Source organism: Streptomyces sp. NPDC050121 (assembly GCF_044460385.1).
GTDB lineage: Bacteria > Actinomycetota > Actinomycetes > Streptomycetales > Streptomycetaceae > Streptomyces > Streptomyces soliscabiei.
Genome location: NZ_JBITJV010000043.1, coordinates 17,626 through 43,437 on the forward strand (window position 1 = coordinate 17,626; position 25,812 = coordinate 43,437).

The following is a 25,812-nucleotide window of genomic DNA, read 5'->3' on the forward strand; positions in this document are numbered from 1 at the left end:
GACCATGGAACATCTCACCCCACCCCTGCTGGTCTCGGGCAACTCCCCGGACGCGCTCGCGGCGGCGGCCGACCGGCTGCGTGAGGAGGCCGCGTCGGCCCCGGAGGAGACGCTGCGGGACCTCCGCCACCGCAGCCTGACCACGGTCCACGCCCACAACCGCGGCGCGGTACTCGCCACGGACCGGGACGGACTGCTGCGCGGCCTCACCGCCCTGGCACAGGGCCGGACCGGGCGCGACATCCTCACCGGCACCGCCGACGTGGCCCGCGAACCCGTCCTGGTCTTCCCCGGCCAGGGCGCCAGTTGGCCGGGCATGGCGGCGGAACTGCGCGCGTCCTCGCCCGGATTCCAGGAGCGGATCGCGTTCTACGGCCGGACACTGAGCGCCCACCTGGACGGCTGGGACCCGGCCGACGCGCTCGCCGAGGAAGCGGAGCTCACCCGGCTCGGCACCGTCCAGCCCGTCCAGTTCGCCCTGTCCTCGGCCCTCGCGGACACCTGGCGCGCCCACGGCCTGAAGGAGACGGCGGTCGTCGGACACTCCGTCGGCGAGATCGCCGCCGCCCACGCCTGTGGCGCTGTGGCCATCGAGGACGCCGCCCGGCTCCTCGCCCAGTACGGCAGCGCGCTCACCCGCATCGAGGGGCGGGGCGCGATGGCATCCGTCGCCGCCCCCGTCGACCGCGTCGAACCGCTGCTCCGCGCATGGGGAGGACGCCTCGACATCGCCGCCGTCAACAGCGCCCGCAACGTGACGGTCAGCGGTGACCGGGACGCCGTGGACGAACTCCTGGCCAAGCTGACCGGCGAGGGTCTCTGGGCCTGGAAGGTGCCCGGGATCGAGGTCGCCGGACACTCCCGCCAGACGGAGATCCTGCGCGAGATGATCCTCGGACAGGCGTCGCCCGGGACCCCGGGCCCGCTGCGCGCCGCCTTCTACTCCACCGCCACGGGCTCGCGGCTCGGCGCCGCCCACCTCACCGCCGCGCACTGGTACCGCTCGCTGCGTGGCACGGTCCTCTTCGAGCAGGCCGTGCGCGCGCTCGTCGCCGCGGGCCACCGGCTCTTCATCGAGGTCAGCGCCCATCCCACGCTCACCACCGTCATCGGCGAGACGCTGCGCGCGGAGGGTGTGACCGGCGTGGTGATCCCCACGCTGGACCGCAGGAAGAGCGACCGCGAGAGCCTCCTGCGCGCCCTCACCCACGCGTACGTCAACGGAGTGCCGGTCAACTGGGAGACGGCCTACGAAGAACTCCTCACCCCGGCCCCGGCCTCAGCCCCGGCCTCAGCCCCGGCTCCGGCCTCAGCCCCGGCTCCGGCCTCAGCCCCGGCTCCGGCCTCAGCTTCGGCTCCGGCCTCAGCTTCGGCTCCGGCCTCAGCCTCAGCCCCGGCCCCGGCCTCAGCCCCGGCCCCGGCCCCGGCCTCAGCTTCCGCTCCGGTCTCATCCCTGGCCCCGGTCGTCTGTCCGCAGGAGCCCGCGGTGCCGCCGCGGACCGCCGAGTTCCGCGACACCGCGGAGCTGCGCGACGCCTCCCCGGCCGAACAACGCGCGATCCTGGTCGATCTGATCGCCCGGGAAACCGACAGGGTACGGGGCCACGCCGACTCCGCCGAGTCCGCCGAGTCCGCCGACTCCTCGGGCTCCTTCGACACCCGCACCTTCCTGGAGATCGGGCTCACCTCGCTCACCGTGGTCGAGCTGGCGGGCGCCCTCTCGGCGGCCACCGGCCTCGACCTCCCGGCCACCCTCGTCTACGACCACTCCACCCCCCTGGCCCTTGCCGACCATCTGCGCCACGAACTCGGCCTCACCGCGCCGGACGAGGCCCCGGCGCGCCCCGTGCGCCGTGCCGCGACGGACGAGCCGATCGCGATCGTCGGGATCGGCTGCCGCTTCCCCGGCGGGGTGACCAGCGCGGAGTCCCTGTGGGACCTGGTGCTGGGCGGCCGCGACGGGATCGGCGAGCACCCCGCAGACCGCGGCTGGGACACGGACCGCCTGTACGACCCGACCCCGGGTGAGCTGGGGAAGATCTCCTCGCGGTACGGCGGGTTCCTGTACGACGCCGCCGACTTCGACGCGGGATTCTTCGGGCTCTCGCCGCGCGAGGCGACCGCGATGGAGCCGCAGCAGCGGCTGCTCTTGGAGGTGTCCTGGGAGGCGGTCGAGCACGCCGGCATCGTCCCCGAGAGCCTGCGCGGCACCCGCACCGGGGTGTTCGCCGGGGTGATCTCCCAGGAGTACGGCCCTCGTCTCCACCAGGCAGGAGAGGAGGTGGCGGGCCATGCGTTCCTGGGCACCGCGCTGTGTGTGGCCTCGGGCCGGATCTCCTACCTCCTGGGACTGGAGGGACCGGCGATCACCCTGGACACGGCCTGCTCCTCCTCCCTGGTGGCGATCCATCAGGCCTGCCAGGCGCTCCGCGCCCACGACTGCGACCTGGCGCTCGCGGGCGGGGCGACCGTGATGTCCGGTCCCGGTGTACTCGTCGACTTCTCCCGACAGCGCGTCCTCGCCCCGGACGGCCGGTGCAAGGCGTTCTCGGCGTCCGCCGACGGCATCGGCCTCGCCGAGGGCGTCGGCATGGTGCTGCTGGAACGGCTGTCGGACGCCCGCGCCAACGGCCACCCGGTCCTCGCGGTGATCCGGGGCAGCGCGGTCAACCAGGACGGCGCCTCCAACGGTCTGTCCGCGCCCAGCGGTTCGGCACAACAACAGGTCGTCCGCCATGCCCTCGTCAACGCCGGGCTGGGCCCCCACGACATCGACGCGATCGAGGCCCACGGCACCGGAACACCGCTCGGCGACCCGATCGAGGCGCACGCGCTGCTGGCCACCTACGGTCAGCGACCCGCCGAACAGCCGGTGTGGCTGGGATCGGTGAAGTCCAACCTCGGTCACACGCAGGCCGCCGCCGGGGTCGCGGGACTGATCAAGATGGTCATGGCCCTCCGGCACGGACTGCTGCCCAGGAGCCTGCACATCGACGCCCCTTCCCCGCACGTGAACTGGTCGGCCGGCGCGATGCGGCTGCTCACCGAGGAACAGCGGTGGCCGGACGTCGACGGCCGCCCCCGGCGCGCCGCGGTGTCCTCCTTCGGCGTCTCCGGCACCAACAGCCACCTGATCCTGGAGCAGTCGCCCCTGCCACTGCCCGCGGTCCCCGCGCCCGCCGTCGGCGGCGAGACGTCGGCGGAGGTCCTGTGGCCCGTCTCGGCGAAGAGCCCGACCGCGCTGCGGGCCCAGGCCGCCCGGCTGCGCGAGTACGCCGCCGTCCACCCCCACCTCGATCCCGCGGACGTGGCTCATACGCTGGGCACCGCACGCAGCGCCTTCGCGCACCGCGCCGTCGTGCGCGGCCGTACCCGTGACGAACTCATCGACGGCCTGCGGGCGTTGCAACGGCAGGAGGACCACCCCCGCCTCACCCAGGCGGCCGTGCCGGTGTCGGGGCCGGGGAAGCTGGTGTTCGTCTTCCCCGGGCAGGGCTCGCAGTGGCCCGGCATGGGCATGGAGCTGTACGACGCCCACCCGGCCTACCGGCAGGCGCTCGACGCGGCCGACGAGGCCCTGCGGCCCCACACCGGCTGGTCGGTGGTGGACGTGCTGCGCGGCTCTCCGGGTGCGCCCGCGTTGGACGGGGTCGACATCGTCCACCCCGCGCTGTTCGCGGTGATGACCTCGCTCGCCCGCCTGTGGCAGTCCTACGGTCTTGGCCCGGACGCCGTGGTGGGACACTCCCAGGGCGAGATAGCCGCCGCCCACATCGCAGGCGCCCTCACCCTGGCCGACGCGGCGAAACTGGTCGCCCTGCGCGCCCAGTCGCTGGCCGTCCTGTCCGGCACCGGCTCCATGGCCACTCTCGGCCTGCCCGCCGACCGGGCCCAGGCGCTCGTCGACGAGTACGCCGGTGACATCGGCGTGGCCGCAGTCAACAGCCCCGCCTCCACGGTCGTCGCCGGCGTCGGCACCGCCGTGGAGGAACTGCTGCGGCGGTGCGACGCGGAGGGTATACGGGCGCGGCGTATCGACGTGGAGGTCGCCGGCCACTCCCCGCACATCGAGCCGCTGCACGACGACATCCTGGAACGGCTCGCGGACATCACCCCGCACCCCACCTCCATCGCCTTCCACAGCACGGTGGACGGCCGTCTCCAGGACGGCCCGCTCGACGGCAGGACCCTGACGGCCGCCTACTGGTGGGACAACCTCCGCAACACGGTTCGCCTCACCGACACCATCCGCTCCCTGGCCGCCCAGGGGTACCGGACCTTCCTGGAGTGCAGCCCGCACCCGGTGCTCGTGCCGGCCGTCGAGGAGACCGCCACCGCCGCCGGGCTCGTCGTCGGCACCCTGCACCGCACCCAGTCGCAGACCGGCTCCCTCGCGTCCGCCGCGGCACGCCTGCACACCCACGGACACGACCTCGACTTCAGTGCCCTGTACGCCGGGGCCCGCCGCGTCGACGTTCCCACGTACGCCTTCGAACACCGCCGCCACTGGCTCGTCCAGGCCCCCTCGGCCGAGGCGGTGACCGCGGGGCAGCGCACGACGGGGCACCCGCTGCTGGGCGCGATGGTCGACCTGCCCGACGACGAGGGCCTGCTCCTGACCGGCCGCGTCGGCCTGGACACCCACCCCTGGCTCGCCGACCACGCCGCCACCTCGGTCGCGCTGGTCCCCGGCACCGCCTACCTGGACATGGTCCTGCACGCGGCCGACCTGGCCGGGTGCCCGCACATCGCCGAGCTGACCCTGCACGCCCCCATGGTGCTGCCCGACCAGGAGACCCTCGACCTGCATCTGAGGGTCGGCCCGCCCGACGACCACGGGCACCGGCCGGTCACCCTGCACGCCCGCGTCCACACCGCCGACACCGACCCGCCCGCCTGGACCCTGCACGCCACCGCGCGGCTGACCCCACAGCCGGCGGCGGACCCGGCACCGGTCGGACCGGCCGGGTGGCCGCCCGCCGACGCCCGGCCGGTCGACCTGGCCGGCCTGCGCACCGGCCTCGCCGAGGCGGGCTACGACTACGGCCCGGCCTTCACCGGCCTGCGCTCCGTGTGGCGCCGGGGTGAGCACTTCTACGCCGAGGCCGAACTGCCCGACGGCCTGACGCCCACCGGCCACGTCATCCATCCCGCGCTGCTCGACACCGCGCTGCACCCCATCGCCCTGCCCGACACCGTGGGGGAGCGCACCGACGGACGCGACGGGCCCCGGCTGCCCTTCACCTTCAGCGGCATCACCCGCACCGGAACCCCGGCCCGGCAACTGCGCGTCCACCTCCAGGTCACCCAGCCGGACACCGTGCGTGTGCTGGCCACCGACGGCACGGGCGCCCCGGTCCTGACCATCGACGCGCTCACCCTGCGCGCGACCACCGGCGACCATCTGCGCCGCCAGACCACCACCGGCCCCGAGCACGACCTGCTGCGCCTGACGTGGAGCGCGTTGCCCGGCGCCCGCACCGACGCCCCCGACAGCACCGGATGGGCCCTGCTCGACACGGATCCCCGGCTCACCGAGGCCCTGGACACCGTCCCTCGCCATGCCGGTCTCGCCGCCCTGACCGCGGCCGTCGACCGGGGAGCGGCTCCGCCCGAGCTGGTCGTCTGGTCCCCGCCGGCACAGGACCAGGCCGATGCCGAGGGCGCCGGGACCCTGTGCGAACACGTGCTGCACTTCCTTCAGGAATGGCTCGCCGACGACCGGCTGACCCGTACCGTCCTCGCGGTCGTCACCCGCCACGCCGTCGTCACCGGTCCCCACGACCCGCCCGGACTGGCCGACGGCCCGGCGTGGGGTCTGCTGCACACCGCCCAGAACGAGAACCCCGGCCGGATCGTCCTGGTCGACACCGACCGCCACCCCGACAGCGCGGCCGCGCTGGCCGCCGTACTGGCCGCCGGGCACCCCCAGTCGGCGATACGGGCCGGGAAGCCGTACATCCCGCGGCTCGCCCGGACCAGCACGGCCGAGCTGCTCACCCCGCCGGCCGAAACCCCCGCCTGGCGGCTGGAGTCCACCGGCGCGGGCGGTCTCGACCGGCTCGCCCTGCTGCCCGCGCCCGACGCCACCGCCCCGCTGCGGCCCGGCGAGGTCCGCGTCGAGGTGCGTGCCGCCGCGATGAACTTCGTCGACACCGCCGCCGCACTCGGTCTGATCCCGCCCCGGAGTCTCGGGGCGGAGGCCGCCGGTGTCGTCACCGAGACCGGGCCGGGCGTGCACCGGTTCGCCGTGGGGGACCGCGTGACGGGTCTGATCGAGAAGGCCTTCGGGCCGGTCGCCGTCGCCGACCACCGCCTGCTGACGCACGTCCCGGACGCGTGGTCGTTCGCGCAGGCCGCCGGCGTGCCCGTGGCGTTCGCCACCGCCTACCACGGCCTCGTGGACCTGGCGGACGTCCGGCCCGGCGAGACGGTCCTGATCCACGCCGCCGCCGGAGGCGTCGGCCAGGCCGCCGTCCAGCTGGTCCGCCACCTGGGCGCGACGCCGCTGGTGACCGCCCACCCCGACAAGTGGGAGACCCTGCGCGCACTGGACTGCCCCGACGAGCACATCGCCAGTTCCCGCGACCTCGACTTCGCCGAGCGCTTCCGGGAGGCCACCGGGGGCCGTGGCGTGGACGTCGTCCTGAACTGCCTGGCCGGTTCCTTCGTCGACGCGTCCCTGGACCTCCTGGCGCCAGGCGGTCGTTTCGTCGAACTCGGCAAGACCGACATCCGGGACACCGGGCACCTGGCCACGACCCACCCGCACCTCACCTACCAGGCCTTCGACCTGCACCCCAGCGCGGGCCCCGACCGCCTGGCGGACCTGCTCGGCGAACTCCTCGACCTGTTCCGCACCGGGGCGTTGACCCCCCTGCCCGTCACCGCCTACGGCATCCGCCAGGCGACCGACGCCTTCAGGCTCATGCAGAACGCCCGTCACACCGGGAAGCTCGTCCTGACCTTCCCCCGTCCGCTGGACCCCGACGGCACGGTTGTGATCACCGGAGGCACCGGTACCCTCGGCACTCTGCTCGCCCGGCACCTCGTCGCCACGCACGGCGTCCGCCACCTGGTGCTGGCGAGCCGGCGCGGACCCGAGGCCGACGGAGCCGACCGGCTGCGCGCCGACCTCGAAGGCGCGGGTGCGCACGTCACGATCACCGCCTGCGACGTCGCCGACCCGCACGCACTTCGGCAACTCCTCGACTCCGTCCCGACCGAGCACCCGCTGACCGGTGTCTTCCACACGGCGGGCACGCTGGCGGACGCCACCATCGCCAACCTGACCCCCGCGCAGTTCGCCAGAGCCTTCGCGCCGAAGGCCGACGCCGCCCGGCAGTTGCACGAACTGACCCGCCACCTCGACCTGGCCGCCTTCGTCCTGTACTCCTCGACCGCCGCCACCTTCGGCAACCCCGGCCAGGGCAACTACGTGGCCGCCAACGCCTTCCTCGACGCCCTCGCCCACCACCGGCGCCGCCAGGGCCTGCCCGCCACCTCCATGGCCTGGGGCTGGTGGCAGCCGGTCACCGGACTCAGCGGCACGTTGACCGACTCCGACAACGCGAGGATCGCCGGCACCGGACTCGCCCCGATCACCGCGGAGTACGGGCACGCCCTCCTCGACGCCGCGCTGGAACTGCCGTACCCGGTGCTCACCGCCAGCCCCCTCAACCAGCGGACCCTGCGCGCCAACAGCGAACTGGGCACCCTGCACCCGCTGCTGGAGCGCCTGACCGCCGCCCCAGCCGCTCGCCGGACCTCGGGCGCCGCCGGCTCGGCCCCCGATCTGCGCCAGGAACTCGACGCCCTCGCCCCCGAGGCGCGGCTGCGTCGGCTGCGCACGCTCATCACCGCCCACGCCGGCGCCGTACTGGGTCTCGACGCGGCCTCGCCGCTGCCGGCGGACCAGCCCTTCAGGGCGTCCGGCTTCGACTCCCTGACGGCCCTGGAACTACGCAACCGGCTCACCAAGGCCACCGCGCTCCGGCTGCCCGCCACCCTCACCTACGACCATCCGACCCCCGACGACCTCGCCGTCCACCTTGTCGGCGAGCTGTTCCCCGACGCCGACGCCGACGCCGACGCCGACGCCGACGCCGACGCCGACGCCGACGCCGACGCCGACGCCGACGGTGTGGACCGGACGACGGCCGACCCGGACGCCGCGATCCAGCGGGCCCTGGCCTCGATCCCCGTCGCCCGCCTGCGGGACCTCGGGCTTCTGGAGACGCTCCTGCAGCTGGCCGACGACGGCACGCCCCCCGCCCGGCACACCGGCGCGCAGGACATCAGGTCGGCGAGCGCCGACGAGCTCGTCGCACTCGCCCTGTCCATGGAGGAGTCCGGATGACACACCGCCCCGGCGGTGCCGCGCACCCCGCCCATGGACCGACGTCCCCCGAGCAGAGGGAGCCGACCGTGACCAACCCGCCTGCCAACATCGTCGAGGCGCTGCGGAACAGCCTGCTGGCCAATGAGCAGTTGAGGCGGACGAACCAGCAGCTGCTCGGCGCCGCACGGGAGCCGATCGCCGTGGTCGCGATGGGGTGCCGGCTGCCCGGTGGAGTCCGGTCCCCCGAGCAGTTGTGGCAGCTGGTCGCCGACGGCCGGGAGGCACTGGGGGAGTTCCCCACCGACCGGGGCTGGGACCTCGACGACCTGCTCGGCGCCGTTGCCGAGCGGCCCCGGCGGGCCGGCTTCCTCCAGGACGCCGCCGGCTTCGACGCCGGACTCTTCCGGATATCCGATCGCGAGGCGCTGGCGATGGACCCCCAGCAGAGGCTGCTGCTGGAGACCGCCTGGGAGCTGGCGGAGCGCGCCGGAATCGACCCGACCTCCCTGCGCGGCACCCGGACGGGCACCTTCGTCGGCGTCACCCATCAGGCCTACCTGCCCCCCATCGACCGGCACGTCCCCGCCGCGGACGGGTACCGCCTCCAGGGCGGCCTGCCCAGCGTCGCCTCCGGCCGGATCGCCTACACGCTCGGCCTGAACGGCCCGGCGGTGACGGTGGACACCGCGTGCTCCTCCTCGCTGTCCGCCGTGCACCTGGCCTGCCAGTCGCTGCGTGCCGACGAGAGCTCGCTCGCCATCGCCGGCGGTGCGATGGTCATGGCCACCCCGGAGGTGTTCGTCGAGTTCACCAGGCAGGGCGGGCTGGCCGCGGACGGGCGGTGCAAGGCGTTCGGCGACGGCGCGGACGGCACCGGGTTCTCCGAGGGCGTGGGCCTGCTCCTGCTGGAGCGGCTCTCCGACGCGCTGCGGGCCGGTCATCCGGTGCTGGCGGTCATCCGGGGCAGCGCCCTCAACCAGGACGGCGCCAGCAACGGGCTGACCGCGCCCAGCGGCCCCGCCCAGGAACAGGTCATCCGCCAGGCGCTGGCCAACGCGGGCCTGACCCCGTCCGACGTGGACCTGGTGGAGGCGCACGGCACCGGCACCGCACTGGGCGACCCCATCGAAGCGAACGCCCTGATCAACACCTACGGCAAGGCCCGCCCCGCGGACCTGCCGCTGTGGCTGGGCTCGCTGAAGTCCAACATCGGCCACACCCAGACGGCGGCCGGGGTCGCCGGGATCATCAAGACGGTCATGGCGCTGCGCCACGGCGAGCTGCCCCGGACCCTGCACGCCGACACCCGCTCCTCCAGGGTGGACTGGTCCAGGGGATCGGTGCGGCTGCTCACCGAACAGCGCCCCTGGCCGGACACCGGGCGGCCCCGCCGCGCGGCGGTGTCCTCGTTCGGTGTCTCCGGCACCAACGCCCACCTCGTCCTGGAGCAGGCCCCGCCGCCGACCGCCCCACCGCAGGATCCGGACCGGCCGCCGGCGCTGACCGTGCCCGGGTTCGTCTGGCCGGTCTCCGCCGCGTCGCCCGGCGCACTGCGCGCCCAGGCGGCCCAGCTCTCCCGACTCCTCAACGAAGCGCCGGAGACAGACCTCGCCGCCGTCGGCCACTCCCTGGCGACCACCCGGGCTCACCTCGCCCACCGGGCCGTCCTCACCGGCACGGACCGCGACGGCCTGCTCGCCGGCCTCGACGCCCTCGCAGGCGACTCCGCCGGGGCGGGCCTCGTCCAGGGGGTGCGCGGTCCGGCGGGCGGGACCGCGTTCCTGTTCTCCGGCCAGGGCTCCCAGTGGCCCGGCATGGGCCGCGCCCTGCACACGCACTCCCCGGTGTTCGCCCAGGCTCTGGACGAGGCGTGCACCCACCTCGACCCGCATCTGCCGCGCCCGCTGAAGGACGTGATGTTCGCCGGGCCGGACACGGACGAGGCCGATCTGCTGGACCGTACGGACTTCACCCAGGCCGCCCTCTTCGCCCTGGAAGTCGCGCTGCAGCGGACCGTCGAACACCTCGGGCCCCGCCCCGACTTCGTGGCCGGACACTCCGTCGGCGAGATCGCCGCCGCCCATGTCGCCGGGGTGCTGTCCCTCGCGGACGCGGCCACGCTGGTGGCCGCGCGCGGCCGGCTCATGGTGTCGCTGCCCGCCACGGGGGCGATGATCGCCGTGGCCGCCTCCGAGGAGGAGGTTCTGGCCACGCTCCGCGGCCACGAGGACCGGGTGTCCGTCGCCGCGGTCAACGCGCCGGCCGCCACGGTGATCTCGGGCGACCACGACACCGTCGTACGCATCGCCGAGGAGTGGCGAGAGCGCGGACGCCGCATCCAGCGGCTGCGCGTCAGCCACGCGTTCCACTCCCCGCACATCGACCCCGTCCTCGGCGAACTCACCCGCGTGGCGGCCGGACTCGCCCTCCGTCCGCCCGCCGTGCCCGTCGTCTCCACCCTCACCGGCGCCGCCCTGTCCGCGCAGGAGGCCTGCTCGCCGGAGTACTGGGCCCGGCAGGCACGCGGTGCGGTGCGCTTCGCCGACGCCGTCGCCCGGCTGCGGGACCAGGGCATCACCACGTTCCTGGAGATCGGCCCGGACGCCGTACTGACCGCGCTCGGCCAGGCCGGCCCCGGCGCCGCGGAGGGGGCCGGCACGTCCTCGGCCGCGTGGATCCCCACCCTGCGCAGGAAACGTGACGAGCCGCGCGCCCTGACCGCCGCGCTGGCCCGTCTGCACGTCGGGGGAGCACCGGTCGACTGGACGCGGCTGCTCGCCCGCGCCGACCGCGTGGAACTGCCCACCTATCCGTTCCAGCACCGCTCCTACTGGCTGCACAGCCCACCGCCACGGCAGCTGGGCGCGGGCGGGGGACTGAGCCCGGTGACGCACCCGTTCCTGGACGCCAAGGCCGTACTCGCCGACGGGGAGGGCTGGCTGTTCACCGGCGGCATGTCCGTGCGGACCCACCCGTGGCTGCGCGACCACGCGGTGGGCGGCAGCGCGGTCGCGGCCGGCGCGGGCACCGCCGAACTGATCCTGCACGCCGGGTCCCAGCTCGGCTGCGGCCGTCTGGACGAACTCACCCTGTACACCCCACTGGTCCTGCCGGAGAACACCTCCGTCGACCTCCAACTGCGTGTCAGGGCGGCCACGGCCGACGGACGGCACCCCGTCGACCTCCACTTCCGGATCCCCTCCGACGACTCCGACGACTCCGACGACTCCGACGACTCCGACGACTCCCACGACTCCGACGACTCCGACGCGCCCGACACGGAGACCGGCTGGACCCACTACGCCGGCGGCACGCTCGCTCCGCACGAGGACACCGTGCCCGCATGGCCCGACCTGACGGCATGGCCGCCCCCCGGCGCGCTCCCCGTCGACCTCGACCCGCTCTACGAGCGCCTCGCCGAGCAGGGCGTCGACTTCGGCCCCACCTTCCGGCTCCTCACGGGCGCGTGGCGGCGCGGCGACGACACCTACATCGAGGCCCACCTGCCCGAGGACGCCGCCGACCCGGGATTCGCCGTGCACCCCGCACTGCTGGACGCGGGGCTGCAGGCCTGCCTCGTGGAGGCGGCGGCAGACACCACGGGCGGGCAGCCGGCCCGCATGCCCTTCGCCATCGCCGGCATGCGGATCCTCACACCGGGCGCCACCGTCGTGCGCGCCCACCTGTCGACCACGACACGCGCCACCTCCCCGGCCGGGCACAGCGAACACACGCTCCGGCTGGCCGACGACACGGGCCGGCCCGTCGCCGTGATCGACTCGCTCACGCTACGGCCCTTCACAGCGGAGACCGTCGGGCGGGCCCACTCCCGGCGCCAGGCGCCCTACCTCCTGGAGTGGCGCGAGTTGACCCCGGCCGCGGACCCGCCGTCCCGCGACGTCTGCTGGATCCTCCCCGAGGACGGCCCGGCCCCGCTCTCGCGCCACCTGCGGGCGGACCATCACCACACCGGCATCGGTCCCGCAGTCGACGCCCTGGCCACCCGGCCGCACGGTGACGTGGCGGTCCTGGTGCGCGTCGGGCACCCCGTCGCGGCCGTCGCGGCCGTCGCGGACTCCGCACACCGTTCGGCCCGGGGGCTCCTCGCCGCCGTACAGGAATGGCTGGCCGACGAACGGACCCGGGACCGGCCCCTGGTGGTGCTCACCCGCGGCGCGGTGGCGACCGGGGCGGGGGAGGACGTCCGCGACCTCGCCCAGGCGCCCGCGTGGGGGCTGCTGCGGACCGCCCAGTCCGAGCATCCCGGCCGGTTCGTCCTGCTCGACATCGACGACCACGAGGCCTCCTGGCAGTACCTGCCCACGGCACTCGCCACCGCGCTCGCCGACGGCGAACCGCAACTGGCCCTGCGACACGGCCGGTTGCGCGTGCCCCGGCTGACCAGGACCGCTACCGACACCACCCTGACCGTGCCGGACGGACAAGCGGCCTGGCGGCTGACCCTGCGCGAACCGTCCACCGGCAGCCCGGACGACCTCGCCCTAGCCGCCTGCCCCGAGGCCGAGGCCCCCCTCACGGAGGGACAGGTCCGCGTCGCCGTCCGCGCCGCCGGCGTCAGCTTCCGCGACGTGCTCCTCACCCTCGGCATGTATCCCGAACCCGGGCGGCTCGGCAGCGAGTTGGCAGCAGTGGTGACCGAGTGCGGCCCCGGCGTGCAGGGGCTGCGGCCCGGAGACCGGGTGCTGGGGCTCGCCTGGCAGGGCGCGATGGGCTCGCTGGCGGTCACCGACCACCGCAACCTCCTCCGCGTGCCACGCGGTTGGACGTTCGCGCAGGCCGCGACCGTGCCCACCGCGTTCCTCACCGCCTGGCAGAGCCTCGTCGACGTCGCCGATGTGCGCCCCGGCGAGACGGTCCTGGTGCACGCGGCGGCCGGCGGGGTCGGCATGGCCGCCCTCCAGATCGCCCGCCACCTCGGCGCGGACGTCTATGCCACCGCCCACCCCACGAAACACGCCACCCTGCGTGCCCTCGGCCTCGACGACTCCCATATCGCCTCCTCCCGGGACTCAGGCTTCGAGCAGCGGTTCCGCACCATGACGGCGGGCCGTGGGATCGACGTCGTCCTGCACAGCCTGAGCGGCGAGCTGACCGACGCCTCGCTGCGCCTGCTCGCCCTCGGCGGACGTCTCGTCGACATCGGCAGGACCGACCCGCGCGACCCCCGGCAGACCGCCCTGGACCACCCCGGCAGGCGCTACCTGCCGTACGGACTCGACACGCGTCCCGACCGCGTCGCGCGCACCTTCGCCCGCCTCGGCGGACTCTTCGACGACGGCACCCTCCAGCCCCTGCCCGTCACCGCCCTGGACGTCCGCCACGCTCCCCGGGCGATCCGGCTCATGCGGGACGCGGCCCACACCGGAAAGATCGTCCTCACCGTCCCGCGCCCCCTCGACCCCGACGGCACCGTCCTCGTCACCGGAGGCACTTCAACCCTCGGCTCCCTCGCCGCCCGCCACCTCGTCACCCGACACCACGTCCGACACCTGCTGCTCGTCGGCAGGCGCGGACCGGACGCCCCCGGCGCCGAGAGCCTGCGCGCCGAACTGACCGGACACGGCGCGCACGTCACCCTCGCCGCCTGCGACGTCGCCGACCCCGATGCCCTGGCAGCCCTCCTGGACACCGTCCCCGCCGACCACCCCCTCACGGCCGTCGTCCACGCCGCCGGAACGGTGGACCCCGGAGCCGTCCGGGAACTGACCCCCGACCAGATGGACAGCGTCCTGCGGCCCAAGGCCGACGCGGCCTGGCATCTGCACCGGCTCACCGAGCACCTCGACCTCGCCGAGTTCGTTCTGTACTCCTCGGCGGCGGGCGTGCTCGGGCTCGCCGGGCAGGGCAACTACGCCGCCGCCCACACCTTCGTCGACGCCCTCGCCCACCACCGCCGCCGCCACGGACTGCCGGCGACCGCCCTGGTCTGGGGCATGTGGGAGGAGAGGTCGGCGATGGGGGAGGAGCTCGGCGCCGAAGGGATCCGGCAACTCCTGAGCTCCGGGATCGTGCCGATGTCCGCCGCGGAAGGACTGGCGCGGCTCGACGCCGCCCTCGGCACCGGGCCCGACAGCCACCATCCGCTGCTCATACCGGCACGCCTGGACCTGAACACGCTGCGTGCGCAGCACCCCACACCGCTGCTGTCGGGCCTCGCACCCGCCCCGGCACGGCCGTCGGCCACCGCCGGGGCGGCCGACCGGTTCGCGGCACTGCCGGAGTCGGAACGCCGACGGTTCCTGCTCGACCTGGTCACCCGCCACACCGGCGCCGTCCTGAGCCACCCGGACCCCACGGCCATCCCCGCCGACACGGCCTTCAGGGACCTGGGCTTCGACTCCGTGACCGCCGTGGAAGCCCGTAACCGGCTCGCTGCGTCGACCGGGCTCCCCCTGCCGGCGACCGTCGTCTTCGACCACCCGTCCCCCGTCGCTCTCGCGGCCCACCTCCACGACCGGCTGGCCGACGCCACCGGATCCCGCGCCGCCGCGGCGCCACCGGCCGCCCACCACGACGGTACGGCCGCAGGCCTCGGCACGCTGCTGAGGCAGGCGGTCTCCCTGGGCCGTACCCACGACGGCATCGGGATCCTGACGGCGGCCGCACGGCTGCGCCCCACCTTCTCCCACCCCCCGAAGCCGGCACACACACCCGCCGCGACCTGGCTGCGCCGGGCGGGACGGCCGGCACTGATCTGCGTGGAGCCGTTCATCCCGGGCGCGGCGAACCTCACCTACCAGCGGCTGGCCGGCGCGCTCGCCGGGCGGTACGACGTGGCGGCCGTACCGCTGCCGGGGTACCGCGACGGCGAGCAACTGCCCGCGTCCGTCGACGCCGTCGCCGAGGCACTGGCCGCCGCCGTCGAGGACTGCGTCGAGGGTGAGCCGTTCACCCTGGTCGGGTTCTCCACCGGGGGCTTCGCCGCCCACGCGACGGCCCGGCGCCTTGAGGCCGGCGGCATCCGTCCCGAGGCCGTGGTGCTGCTCGACAGCCTGTCGCCCGGCGCCATCCCCGAGGCGGCGTCGGCCGACATCCTCCAGGAGTGGCTGGCGTCGCAGGGCGAGTTCTGGACCCACGACGACACCGGACTCACCGCCATGGGCTGGTATCTCGACCTCTTCGGCCGCGGATGGCGGCCGACCGGACTCACCGCCCCCGTCCTGCTCGTCGAGGCCGCCGAGCAGGTGCCCTCCGCCCCCGAGCAGGGCTGGGCCGGGGACTGGCCGGACCTCACGGCCCGCACCACCACACCGGGCAGCCACTTCACCCTGCTCACCGAGTACGTCACGCGGACCGCCGACACCCTCACCGGCCTGCTGGACCCCCACACCACGGCCGACGCGATCAGCTGACCCCACCCCCGCCCGCACCACAGCTGGCCCCCCCGGCACACACCGACCGCCGACCCACCCCCCACCGCACACACCGACCGCCGTCGTGACCCCCAGCGCCGACGACGCCCCCCGATTGCCCCGCAAGGCGTACCACCGGAGGTACTCATGTCAGTCTTCTCGGTCTTCCAGCAGGTCGCGCAACGACAGCCGGACGCGCCCGCGTTGGTCACTCTTGACGGCGCGGTGTCGTACGCGACCGTCCTCGGCCTCGCCGACCGGATCGCCGGTGGCCTGCTGGCGGCGGGGGTGCGTACGGGGGACCGGGCCGCGGTGCACCTGACCAACCGGTACGAGCTGGTCGCGGTCTACTACGCCTGCCTGCGCGTGGGAGCCGTGATCGTGCCGGTCAGCCACAAGATGTCGGCCGGCGAGGTGGAACAGCTGATCACCGACAGCGCGCCCCGGTTCTACTTCGGCGAGGCCGCGGTGCACGGGCCGTGCTCCGACGTCACCGAGAAGAGCGCCGCCGTCGAGCGGGCGTGGATCCTGGACGCCTCCGCCACGACCGCGACGACGCGCCCGTGGAACGATGTCCTCGCCGATGCCCCGGCCGCCACCGACGAGGTCGACGCGGACGACCTCGCGGCCATCTTCTACACCTCGGGTACGACGGGACGCCCCAAGAGCCTGGTGCTCTCCCACAGGACGCTCGACGCCGGACTCGGTCTGACGCAGGCCCAGGGCGTCGGTCGCGCCGACGCCACGTACTACATGATCAACCTGGTCAACCCGTGGGGCGTCCTCGTCCTGCTCACCTCGCTGCGCCGCGGCTCCCCGCTGGCCCTGGCCGCGACCAACGAGCCGGACGTCGTCCTGCGGATGCTGCGCGCCCACCGGTTCGGCTGGATCGGCGGTGCGCCGACCACCTACCGCGCGCTCCTCGCCGAGGCCCGCGCCGCCGCCGAACCGGCACCCGATCTCACGGACACGCGCTGCGTCACCGGGGGCGACGCGTGCCCGATCGAGCTCAGCCGGGAGTTCGCCGAGACCTTCAAGTCCTCCCTGACGGGCGTCTACGGCATGACCGAGACCGCCGCTCCCGTGATCGAGCAGCCCCGGATCGACGCAGTCGACGAGCCGTCCATCGGATGGCCGCTGCCTGGCGTGGAGATCAGGGTCGACGCCGAGCCGGACGAAGCCGGTGAGCTGCTGATCCGCACCCCCTCCCGGCCCGTCGGGTCCTGGAACGGGACGGGAGTGGACCCCTTCGACCGCCGGCAGTGGCTCGCCAGCGGGGACATCGTCCGCCAACGACCGGACGGCTGCCTGTTGTTCGTCGGCCGGAAGAAGGACCTGATCATGGTCGAGGGCTATCCGATCGCCCCGTTGGAGATCGAGCGGGAACTGTCCGCGCACCCGGACGTGGCGGCCGCCATCGCCTTCGGCGTGCCCGACGCCGCCACCGGCGAACGCGTCGTCGCCCTGGTCGAACCCGAGCCGGGACGAGAGGTCGACCCTCCCAAGCTGTTGAAGCATCTGTCCGGCCGTATCGGCGCGTACAAGCACCCCAGCGAGATCATCCCCGTGGACAGGCTCCCCGTCCTGCCCACAGGGAAGCTGGGCCGTCAGCGGCTCACGGCGGACTACCTGGCGGCCCGGGAAGACGCGTCCCGCACGGTGGCCGAGGAGAGCGCGTCGTGAAGTTCGGCTTCGTCATGTTCCCCACCCAGGACGCCATTTCACCCGGAGAGTTCGGCGCCCTGCTGGAGGACCGGGGCTTCGAGTCCCTGTTCCTGCCCGACCACACCCATATCCCGGCCGTCACGCCCGAAGGGGACGACGTCGCCGCTCTCGCGCCGGAGTTCAGAAAGGGCATGGACGCGCTGGTCGCCCTGGGCGCGGTGGCGCAGGCCACCACGACCCTGCGGATCGGCACCGGCATCCTGCTGGTCCCGGAACGCGACCCCATCATCACCGCGAAGGAAGTGGCGTCCGTGGACGTCCTCTCCGGCGGCCGCGTGCACCTGGGGGTGGGACCCGGCTGGATCAAACAGGAACTGCGCAACCACGGCACCGACCCCGACGACCGCTGGCGCGTCATGCGGGAGCGGGTCGAGGCCATGCGACAGATCTGGACCCACGACATCGCCTCCTACCACGGCGACTTCGTCGACTTCGACCACGTCACCTCCTGGCCCAAGCCCGTCCAACGGCCGCACCCGCCGATCCTGGTGGCCGGCAACGGCCCTCGGGTCGCCGAACGCGTCCTCGCCTACGGCGACGAGTGGATCCCGATGCTCCGCCCCGGAGTCCTCGACCACATCGCCGAGTTCAAGAAGACCGTCCGCAGGCCGGGCAGCGACCAGCCCCTCCCGGTGACCCTCTTCGGCGGCGAACTCCGTGACGCCGACAGCTACGCGGCCGTCGGCGTCGACCGCGTCCTGTTCTGGGTCAGACCCCTCGACACGGCCCGCATGACCAGGACCGTCGACCGGATCGCCCTGCAACTCGGCGACCGCCTGCGCTGACCGGACCGGCAGACCGGCAAGACAACGAGAGTCCATCGACAGGGACAAGGAGAGCGGAGCCGATGAGTTCCACAACGAGTGAGCCCGTGGTGCTGGGTGCGGAGTTCGTGCGGGATCCGCATGGGGTCAACGCGCGGTTGCGGGAGTCGGGCGCGGTGCATGAGGTGGTGATGCCGACGGGGTTGAAGGTGTGGTGGGTGACTTGTTGGGAGGAGGGGCGCGCGCTGTTGGCGGATGCGCGGTTGAGCAAGAACGTGTCGGACGCGGGGAAGTTGTTCGAGCGGCATCAGAGTGACATGAGCCGGCAGCGGGATTACTCGCATGTGATCAACCGGTCGATGGTGAACATGGATCCGCCGGATCACACGAGGCTTCGGGGGCTGGTGGCGAAAGCGTTCACGATGCGGCAGGTGACCGGGTTGCGTCCGCGGATCGAGGAGATCGCGGACGAGGTGCTGGGGTCGTTGGAGGGTCGTGTCGAGTTCGATGTGATCGCCGACTTCGCGGTCCCCCTGGTCAGTACGGTCATCTTCGAACTGCTCGGGGTACCGGAGCGCTGCCGGGCGGACTTCTCGGCCGGGACCGCCGTGTTGACCTCCGACAGTGACCGGCAGGCCGCACAGGAGGCGTCGAACGCGCTGTTCACGCTCGTGAGCGACATCGTCACGGCCAAGCGCACCGACCTCCGGGACGATCTGCTCAGCTCGCTGATCCTCGCGGCCGACGGCTCGGACCGGCTGTCCGACGACGAGATCATCTCCTTCGCCGTACTGCTGTTCGTCGGCGGCTTCGACACGACCGTCAATCTCCTCGGCAACGGCACGCTGGCGCTGCTGCGCAACCCGGACCAGCTGGCCGCCGTACGGGACGATCCGGCGTTGCTGCCGGGCGCCGTCGAGGAGTTCCTGCGCTACGACGGCTCGGCCAACATCAGCCACTGGCGGCGCACCGTCGAACCGGTACCCGTCGGCGAAGTCACCATCCCGGCCGGTGAGTTCGTGTTCATCGCGCTCGCCTCGGCCAATCGGGACCCCGCCCGCTTCCCGGACCCCGACCGCCTGGACGTCCGCCGTGCGACGAAGGGGCACCTGGCGTTCGGTCACGGCATCCACCACTGCATCGGCGCGCCCCTGGCGAGGGCCGAGGGGGAGATCGCGTTCCGGCGGCTGCTCGCGCACTTCCCGTCCCTGACGCTCACGGTCGACCCCGAGGAACTGCCATGGCGCCCCAGCATGCTCCACCACGGGCTGCGGTCACTGCCCGTCCGGACGGCACGGCGATGACCGTGGGCGACCCGTCGGCAGCGCGGGGAAACCCCATGAAGGACATCGTCGGCGCCGTCCTCTCCGGCGACGCGACCAGCGCCGACGTCGCCGGTCTGGCCGTCCCGGAGTCCTGTCGCGCCGTGGTCCTCCGTAAGGAAGAGGTCGGCCTCTTCGAGGGACTGGCCTCGGCGGACAAGGACCCACGCAAGTCGCTGCACGTGGACGAGGTGCCGGTGCCCGAACTCGGTCCGGGCGAGGTGCTGGTGGCCGTCATGGCGTCGTCCGTGAACTACAACACCGTCTGGTCGGCCATCTTCGAGCCGCTGCCGACGTTCGCTTTCCTGGAGCGCTACGGCAGGCTCAGCGAGCTGACCAAGCGGCATGACCTGCCGTACCACGTCATCGGCTCCGACCTCGCGGGCGTCGTCCTGCGCACCGGCCCCGGCGTCAACGCCTGGAAGCCGGGCGACGAGGTCGTCGCGCACTGCCTCTCCGTCGAGCTGGAGTCGTCCGACGGCCACAACGACACGATGCTCGACCCCGAGCAGCGGATCTGGGGCTTCGAGACCAACTTCGGCGGCCTGGCGGAGATCGCGCTGGTGAAGTCCAACCAGCTGATGCCCAAGCCGGACCATCTCAGCTGGGAGGAGGCCGCCGCCCCGGGGCTGGTGAACTCCACCGCCTACCGCCAGCTGGTCTCCCGCAACGGCGCCGGCATGAAGCAGGGCGACAACGTCCTGATCTGGGGCGCGAGCGGCGGCCTGGGCTCGTACGCCACCCAGTTGGCCCTCGCCGGGGGCGCCCACCCGATCTGCGTCGTCTCCAGCGAGCAGAAGGCCGGCGTCTGCCGGGCCATGGGCGCCGAGGCGATCATCGACCGCAACGCCGAGGGCTACGAGTTCTGGGCGGACGAGCACCACCAGGACCCGCGTGAGTGGAAGCGGTTCGGCAAGCGCATCCGTGAGCTGACCGGCGGCGAGGACGTCGACATCGTCTTCGAGCACCCGGGCCGCGAGACCTTCGGCGCGTCCGTCTACGTCACGCGCAAGGGCGGCACCATCGTCACCTGCGCCTCGACCTCCGGCTACAACCACGAGTACGACAACCGCTACCTGTGGATGTCCCTGAAGCGGATCATCGGCTCGCACTTCGCCAACTACCGCGAGGCCTGGGAGGCCAACCGGCTGGTCGCGAAGGGAAAGATCCACCCGACGCTGTCGAAGGTCTACTCCCTTCAGGAGACCGGGCAGGCCGCCCACGACGTGCACCGCAACCTCCACCAGGGCAAGGTCGGCGTCCTGTGCCTGGCCCCCGAGGAGGGCCTCGGAGTCCGCGACCACGACAAGCGCGCCCAGCACATCGACGCCATCAACCGCTTCCGGGAGACGGCTGTCGCCTCCCGGCCGGAGAAGGGGACACCTCGGTCATGACACCGCACAAGCCCGTGGTCGGGATCGTCGGCCTGGGCACCGTGGGCCGGGCGCTGCTGGACATGCTGCGGGACACCGGGCACGAGGTGATCGGAGTCGACTCCGACCCCGCGGCCCTCGCCCGGCTGAACGGACGCCCCACGGCCGACGGTTCCGCCCCCGTTCACCTCACCGCGGAGATCGCCCAGCTGAGCAGAGCCGACCTGGTCATCGAGGCGGTGAGCGAGGACGAGGCCGTGAAGAGCGAGCTGCTGCACCGCCTGCACACCCTCTGCGCCGACGGCACCCCCGTGGTCACCACCACGTCCTCGCTGCCGCTGACCCGGCTGGCGGTCGCCTCCGGCCGCCCCGCGGACACGATGGGGCTGCGCTTCCTGATCCCGCCCTGGCCCCAGGGACCGGTCCAGGCCCTGCGCACGCCCATGACCTCACCGGACACCGCCGTCGCCGTCGACGAGCTGGTCGCCCGGCTCGGCCTGACGCCGGTGGCCGTGGACTCCCGGTGCGCGGCCGACGCCACCGCCCTGGTGTACGCGTACCTCAACCGAGCCATGACCCTGTACGAGCGGGGCGAGGCGGACCGGCACGACATCGACACCGCCATGCGCATGGGCTGCGGCCTGCCGTTCGGGCCACTGGAACTGCTCGACCGCATCGGTCTCGACACGGCGCTGTCCGTCCTCACCGGCCTGTGGACCTGCACCGATGACGACTCCTTCGCACCCGCACCGGTGCTGACCCGGCTGGTGCGCCAAGGGAGCCTCGGCCGCAAGAGCGGACACGGCTTCTACGCGTACGACGCCGGCCGGCCGGCCGAGCCCCACCGCCCCGCAGAGCCCCACCGCCCGGCCGGTCTCCCCGCCGCACCGGCCGATGTCCGTCGCGTCGGCGTGGTGGGCTCGGGAACCATGGCCCGCGGTATCGCCGAGGTCACGGCCGCGGCGGGCTTCCCGACGGTGCTGGTCGCGCGCGACGCGGACAAGGCGTCCCAGGCCGTGGCGCGGATCGGCGAGTCACTCGTGCGGGCCGTCCGCCGGGGCAGGATCGGGCCGCAGGCGAAAGCCGCCGCGCTGGATCTGCTGGTCGGCGCCGACGACGTGGGTGCGCTGGGCGACTGCGACCTGGTGATCGAGGCGGTGGCGGAGGACCTCGACGTCAAACGCGCACTGTTCGCCCGGCTCGGTGCGGTGTGCGAGCCCGGTGCGCTGCTGGCGACCACGACGTCCAGCCTCTCGGTCACCGCCTGTGCCGAGGCATCCGGACGCCCCTCCCGCGTCCTGGGGATGCACTTCTTCAACCCCGCCCCGGCGATGCGGCTGGTGGAGCTCGTCCGCACCGACGCCACGAGCGACGAGGCCGCCGCCACCGCGCAGGCCGTGTGCGAGCGGCTCGGCCGGACGACGGTGCACTGCCGGGACCGCGTCGGCTTCATCGTCAACTACCTGCTGTTCCCCTACCTGGGGCGCGCCCTGAACCTGCTGAACCGGTACGACACGGACATCGCGGGGATCGACACGGCGATCGAGCGGGGTTTCGGCCATCCCATGGGCCCGTTCGCCCTGCTGGACGCCATCGGACTGGACGTCTCACTGGCCATCCAGGCCGAGTTGTACAAGGCGTTCGGGGAGCCGGACTTCATGCCGTCGCCCGTGCTCGAACAACTCGTGACGGCCGGCTGGTTGGGACGCAAGAACCGGAAGGGACTGAGATCGCAGTGAAACTCTTCAGGACGAGGGGGCGGGGCGGTGGGTGAGCCCGTGGTTGCCGGCGGAAGCGCGGTTGAGCAAGAACATGGCGGACGCGGTGAGGCTGTTCCCCAGCATGCTCCACCACGGGCTGTGGTCACTGCCCGTCCGGACGGCGTGAGGGAGAGCGGCGTGCAGCACAGGTTCACCGACAAGGTCGCCCTGATCACCGGCGGCGGCTCCGGGCTCGGCCGCGCCACCGCGGTCCGGCTCGCGACCGAGGGCGCCCGGCTGGTCCTGGTCGACGTCAACGAGCGGGGCCTGGCCGACTCCGTGGTGGAGCTGGGGGAGGCCGCGCCCGGCACGGAGGTACGGACGGTCGTGGCGGACGTCAGCCAGGAGGCGGACGTGGCACGGTACGTGGCCCGGACCGTCGAGCACCACGGCCGGATCGACTGCTTCCTCAACAACGCGGGAGTCGAGCCGACGCAACGGCGCACCGAGGACATCGGCCACGAGGACTTCGCCCGGACCATCGCGATCAACCTCGACGGCGTGTTCCTCGGCCTGAAGCACGTGCTGAAAGTCATGCGCGAACAGGGTCACGGACGGGTGCTCAACACCGCGTCGCTCTTCGGTATCCGCGCCAACGGCCTGGGATCCGACTACCACGCCTCCAAGCACGGCGTGGTCGGTCTGACGCGTAACGCGGGCGTGGAGTACGGCCGGTACGGCGTCACCGTCAACGCCATGGCCCCCGGCACCATCCTGACCCCGATGCTGGAGAACCACCTGGACGCGCTTCGCCGGCACGCCCCGGAGGAGATCGACAAGGCCCTCGACAGGATTCCAGCGCAACGGTTCGGCCGCCCCGACGAGGTCGCCGCCCTGGCCGCCTTCCTCCTCTCCGACGAAGCGTCGTACATCAACGCGACGGTGGTGGCGATCGACGGCGGCCGCTCCGAGCGGGCATGAGGGTGACGGGGCGGCCAACGCAGGCCGCGGCCCAGGGCCGAGGTCCGCGACCCGCTCTCCGCAACTGGCGTCCTCTGACAGCAACCCGAGGCCGTCGCGCCGTCGTGAAGACGTAGCCGGAAACGACTCGGCGTTGTGCCCGTACGCCCATGCCGAGTCTGCCGGCCGGGGAGCCGCCGGGTGGGTGTGCAAGCGGTCTTCGGCCGGTACGCGCAGTGTCGCCCAAACCGTTTTGCCGGGAGCGGCCAAGCGGGGCGCGACGCCCCAGTCGTCCGCGAGGGCGGCGACGAGGTGGAGACCCCGGCCGGACTCGGATGCGGGGTCGAGAGCCGGGGGAGTGGACGGGGGCTGTCTCTCCGCGCGGGTGTCGGTCACCTCGATGCGGAAGGTGTCCTCGGCCAGGGTGAGTTGGAGATGGAAGTCCCGGCCGGGGACGTGGCCGTGGCGTACGGCGTTGGCGGTGAGTTCCGCCGTGATGAGGGTGAGAGTCTCGTTGACCGAGGTCGCATAGGGGTGGCCCCAGTCGTCCAGGCGGTGCGAGACGAGTCGGCGGGCGAGGCGGGCGCCACGTGGGGTTGAGGTGAAGCGCATGGCGAACTCGCGTTCGGGTACGAGGTGCTGTGGCATATGCCCGTTCGGGGGAGTTGCTGACTTCATGGGGTCAACGGTTGCGGACTCTGCGTAGCGTTGACCAGGAGCGACGTGCTGACGGGTGTGGGCTGTACACGTCGGCGGTGCGCTTGTACGTGGTGTCGGGCGTGACCGGTTTCCGGGCCGTGCGTTGGGCGTGCGGTGTCCGGTGACTGATGGTCGTACGGGAGGAGTCGCGGCGTGAACGACGAGGTTCAGCAGCCGGAGTACGAGTTCGGGACGGGCATGCTGTGCGTGTTCGGGCGGCAGTTGAAGCTGTTTCGCGAGCGGGCGGGGATGGACCGCGCGAGGCTCGGGTCGCTGACTGGATACTCGGCCTCGACGATCGCGTCGTTCGAGCAGGCGAGACGTATTCCGCCGCCGAAGTTCATCGACCAGGCCGATGACGTGCTGGAGGCGGCTGGGGTGTTGAGCGCGAGCAAGGAGGAGGTGGCTCGGGCCCAGTATCCGGCGTTCTTCCGGGACGCGGCCAGGTTGGAGGCCAAGGCGGCAGCCCTGCATGTGTACGCGACGAAGGCAGTTCCAGGGCTGTTGCAGACGGAAGATTACGCGCGAGCGGTGTTCTCCATGTGGCGTCCGCTCCTGGACGAGGAGACCATCAATCAGCGGGTCGCGGCTCGCCTGGCACGCCAGGAGATCTTCTCCCGGACCCCGATGCCCACCATCAGCTTCGTCATCGAGGAGTTCGTTCTGCGCCGACCCCTCGGTGGACGGACCGTGATGCAGGGCCAGTTGGAGCAGATTCTGCTGTACGGGCATCGGCGCAACGTGGAAATCCAGGTGATGCCGATCGAGCGGGACGAGCATGCTGGGTTGGAAGGCCCCTTCACCTTGATCGAGACGCATGATGGGCAGAGGATCGCCTACGTGGAGGCGTACAAGGACAGCCGTCTCTACACGGAGCGGAGGCAGGTACGGGAGATCGAGGAGCAGTACGGCATCCTTCGGGCCCAGGCCCTCACTCCGCGCGAGTCGCTGGCCCTCGTCGAGAAGTTGCTTGGAGAGAGATGAACGCCCAACAGCTCATAAAGCCGGTACCTAAGTCGGCCTGGTTCAAGAGCAGTTACAGCACGGGCTCGGGCGGCGAATGCGTCGAGGTCGCCACCCGCCCCGGCAGGGTCCACGTCCGCGACTCGAAGGACACAACACGTGCCGCACTGACCGTAGAACCCACGGCGTGGACCACGTTCGTAGAGTTCGCGACACTCTGACAGCGGGACTGCCGATGGTCCCGGCCTCGTGTTCAGATCGGACGAGTGAACCGGCCTCATCTATGGCGTGATCGGCGGGCCGTTCCGCGCATAACCACGTCACGCACGGTGCCCCCGCTCCATCCTCGGAGCGGGGGCGCCGCTGTCAGCGGCCCTCGCCGCCCGCATCACCTGGCTGGAGCCGGGGTTCGACCCGGGCACGAGGGGGAGGGCGGGCACACCGAGGGAAGCGAAGGGTGAAGGGGGGCGGGCCGGGCTCGGCTCAGAGCTTCACGACGACCGCGCGGTCGGCGCACAGCTTGCGCATGTCGTCCGGTCGCCAGATGGAGAGTGTGACCGGTAGTGGCCCAGCAGCCGCCCCTCCTCCGCGT

Annotated in this window: 10 protein-coding genes and 1 pseudogene; 10 read left to right on the forward strand and 1 reads right to left on the reverse strand. The window is 73.0% G+C overall.

Features of this window, described 5'->3' with window-relative positions:
* Positions 1-4: 4 nt before the first annotated feature.
* The 8 genes from ACIBTS_RS41100 to ACIBTS_RS41135 all read left to right on the forward strand — a co-directional run bounded on the left by ACIBTS_RS41100 (position 5) and on the right by ACIBTS_RS41135 (position 23,579).
* Positions 5-8,359, forward strand: a complete 8,355-nt coding sequence (locus ACIBTS_RS41100; RefSeq protein ID WP_399325925.1) for an SDR family NAD(P)-dependent oxidoreductase — start codon at positions 5-7, stop codon at positions 8,357-8,359.
* Between the two features lie 68 nt (positions 8,360-8,427).
* On the forward strand, positions 8,428-15,714 hold the full coding sequence (locus ACIBTS_RS41105) for an SDR family NAD(P)-dependent oxidoreductase (protein ID WP_399325927.1): 7,287 nt from the start codon (positions 8,428-8,430) through the stop codon (positions 15,712-15,714).
* A gap of 147 nt (positions 15,715-15,861) precedes the next feature.
* The gene (locus ACIBTS_RS41110; RefSeq protein WP_399325929.1) at positions 15,862-17,397 is read left to right on the forward strand and encodes a class I adenylate-forming enzyme family protein; all 1,536 of its coding nucleotides are present in this window, start codon (positions 15,862-15,864) and stop codon (positions 17,395-17,397) included.
* Positions 17,394-18,224, forward strand: a complete 831-nt coding sequence (locus ACIBTS_RS41115; RefSeq protein WP_399325932.1) for an LLM class F420-dependent oxidoreductase — start codon at positions 17,394-17,396, stop codon at positions 18,222-18,224. Before ACIBTS_RS41110 ends, ACIBTS_RS41115 begins: the two co-directional genes overlap by 4 nt.
* A 62-nt stretch (positions 18,225-18,286) precedes the next feature.
* Positions 18,287-19,507: a cytochrome P450 gene (locus ACIBTS_RS41120; RefSeq protein WP_399325934.1), complete on the forward strand. Its 1,221-nt coding sequence runs from the start codon at positions 18,287-18,289 to the stop codon at positions 19,505-19,507.
* Between the two features lie 35 nt (positions 19,508-19,542).
* The gene (ccrA, locus tag ACIBTS_RS41125; protein ID WP_399325936.1) at positions 19,543-20,919 is read left to right on the forward strand and encodes a crotonyl-CoA carboxylase/reductase; all 1,377 of its coding nucleotides are present in this window, start codon (positions 19,543-19,545) and stop codon (positions 20,917-20,919) included.
* Complete coding sequence (locus tag ACIBTS_RS41130) at positions 20,916-22,637, forward strand: 3-hydroxyacyl-CoA dehydrogenase family protein (RefSeq protein ID WP_399325938.1); 1,722 nt, start codon at positions 20,916-20,918, stop codon at positions 22,635-22,637. Before ccrA ends, ACIBTS_RS41130 begins: the two co-directional genes overlap by 4 nt.
* 159 nt (positions 22,638-22,796) lie before the next feature.
* Positions 22,797-23,579 carry a glucose 1-dehydrogenase gene (locus tag ACIBTS_RS41135; protein WP_399325940.1) on the forward strand — a complete coding sequence of 261 codons (783 nt, stop codon included), beginning with the start codon at positions 22,797-22,799 and terminating at the stop codon, positions 23,577-23,579.
* 276 nt (positions 23,580-23,855) lie between these two features.
* Here the strand turns inward: ACIBTS_RS41135 and ACIBTS_RS41140 are convergent.
* A pseudogene (locus ACIBTS_RS41140) lies at positions 23,856-24,236 on the reverse strand (ATP-binding protein); the annotation flags it as partial.
* A 174-nt stretch (positions 24,237-24,410) separates the two neighbouring features.
* Between ACIBTS_RS41140 and ACIBTS_RS41145 the strand changes: the two are divergent.
* Positions 24,411-25,241 carry a helix-turn-helix domain-containing protein gene (locus tag ACIBTS_RS41145; RefSeq protein WP_399325942.1) on the forward strand — a complete coding sequence of 277 codons (831 nt, stop codon included), beginning with the start codon at positions 24,411-24,413 and terminating at the stop codon, positions 25,239-25,241.
* Positions 25,238-25,441, forward strand: a complete 204-nt coding sequence (locus ACIBTS_RS41150; protein ID WP_399325944.1) for a DUF397 domain-containing protein — start codon at positions 25,238-25,240, stop codon at positions 25,439-25,441. Before ACIBTS_RS41145 ends, ACIBTS_RS41150 begins: the two co-directional genes overlap by 4 nt.
* Positions 25,442-25,812 lie beyond the last annotated feature (371 nt).

Excerpts from the sequence above, each read along its gene's own strand:
- ccrA (WP_399325936.1), top strand. The coding sequence starts at position 19,543 with ATGAAGGACATCGTCGGCGCCGTCCTCTCCGGCGACGCGACCAGCGCC.
- ACIBTS_RS41100 (WP_399325925.1), top strand. The coding sequence starts at position 5 with ATGGAACATCTCACCCCACCCCTGCTGGTCTCGGGCAACTCCCCGGAC.
- ACIBTS_RS41110 (WP_399325929.1), top strand. The coding sequence starts at position 15,862 with ATGTCAGTCTTCTCGGTCTTCCAGCAGGTCGCGCAACGACAGCCGGAC.
- ACIBTS_RS41120 (WP_399325934.1), top strand. The coding sequence starts at position 18,287 with ATGAGTTCCACAACGAGTGAGCCCGTGGTGCTGGGTGCGGAGTTCGTG.
- ACIBTS_RS41150 (WP_399325944.1), top strand. The coding sequence starts at position 25,238 with ATGAACGCCCAACAGCTCATAAAGCCGGTACCTAAGTCGGCCTGGTTC.
- ACIBTS_RS41130 (WP_399325938.1), top strand. The coding sequence starts at position 20,916 with ATGACACCGCACAAGCCCGTGGTCGGGATCGTCGGCCTGGGCACCGTG.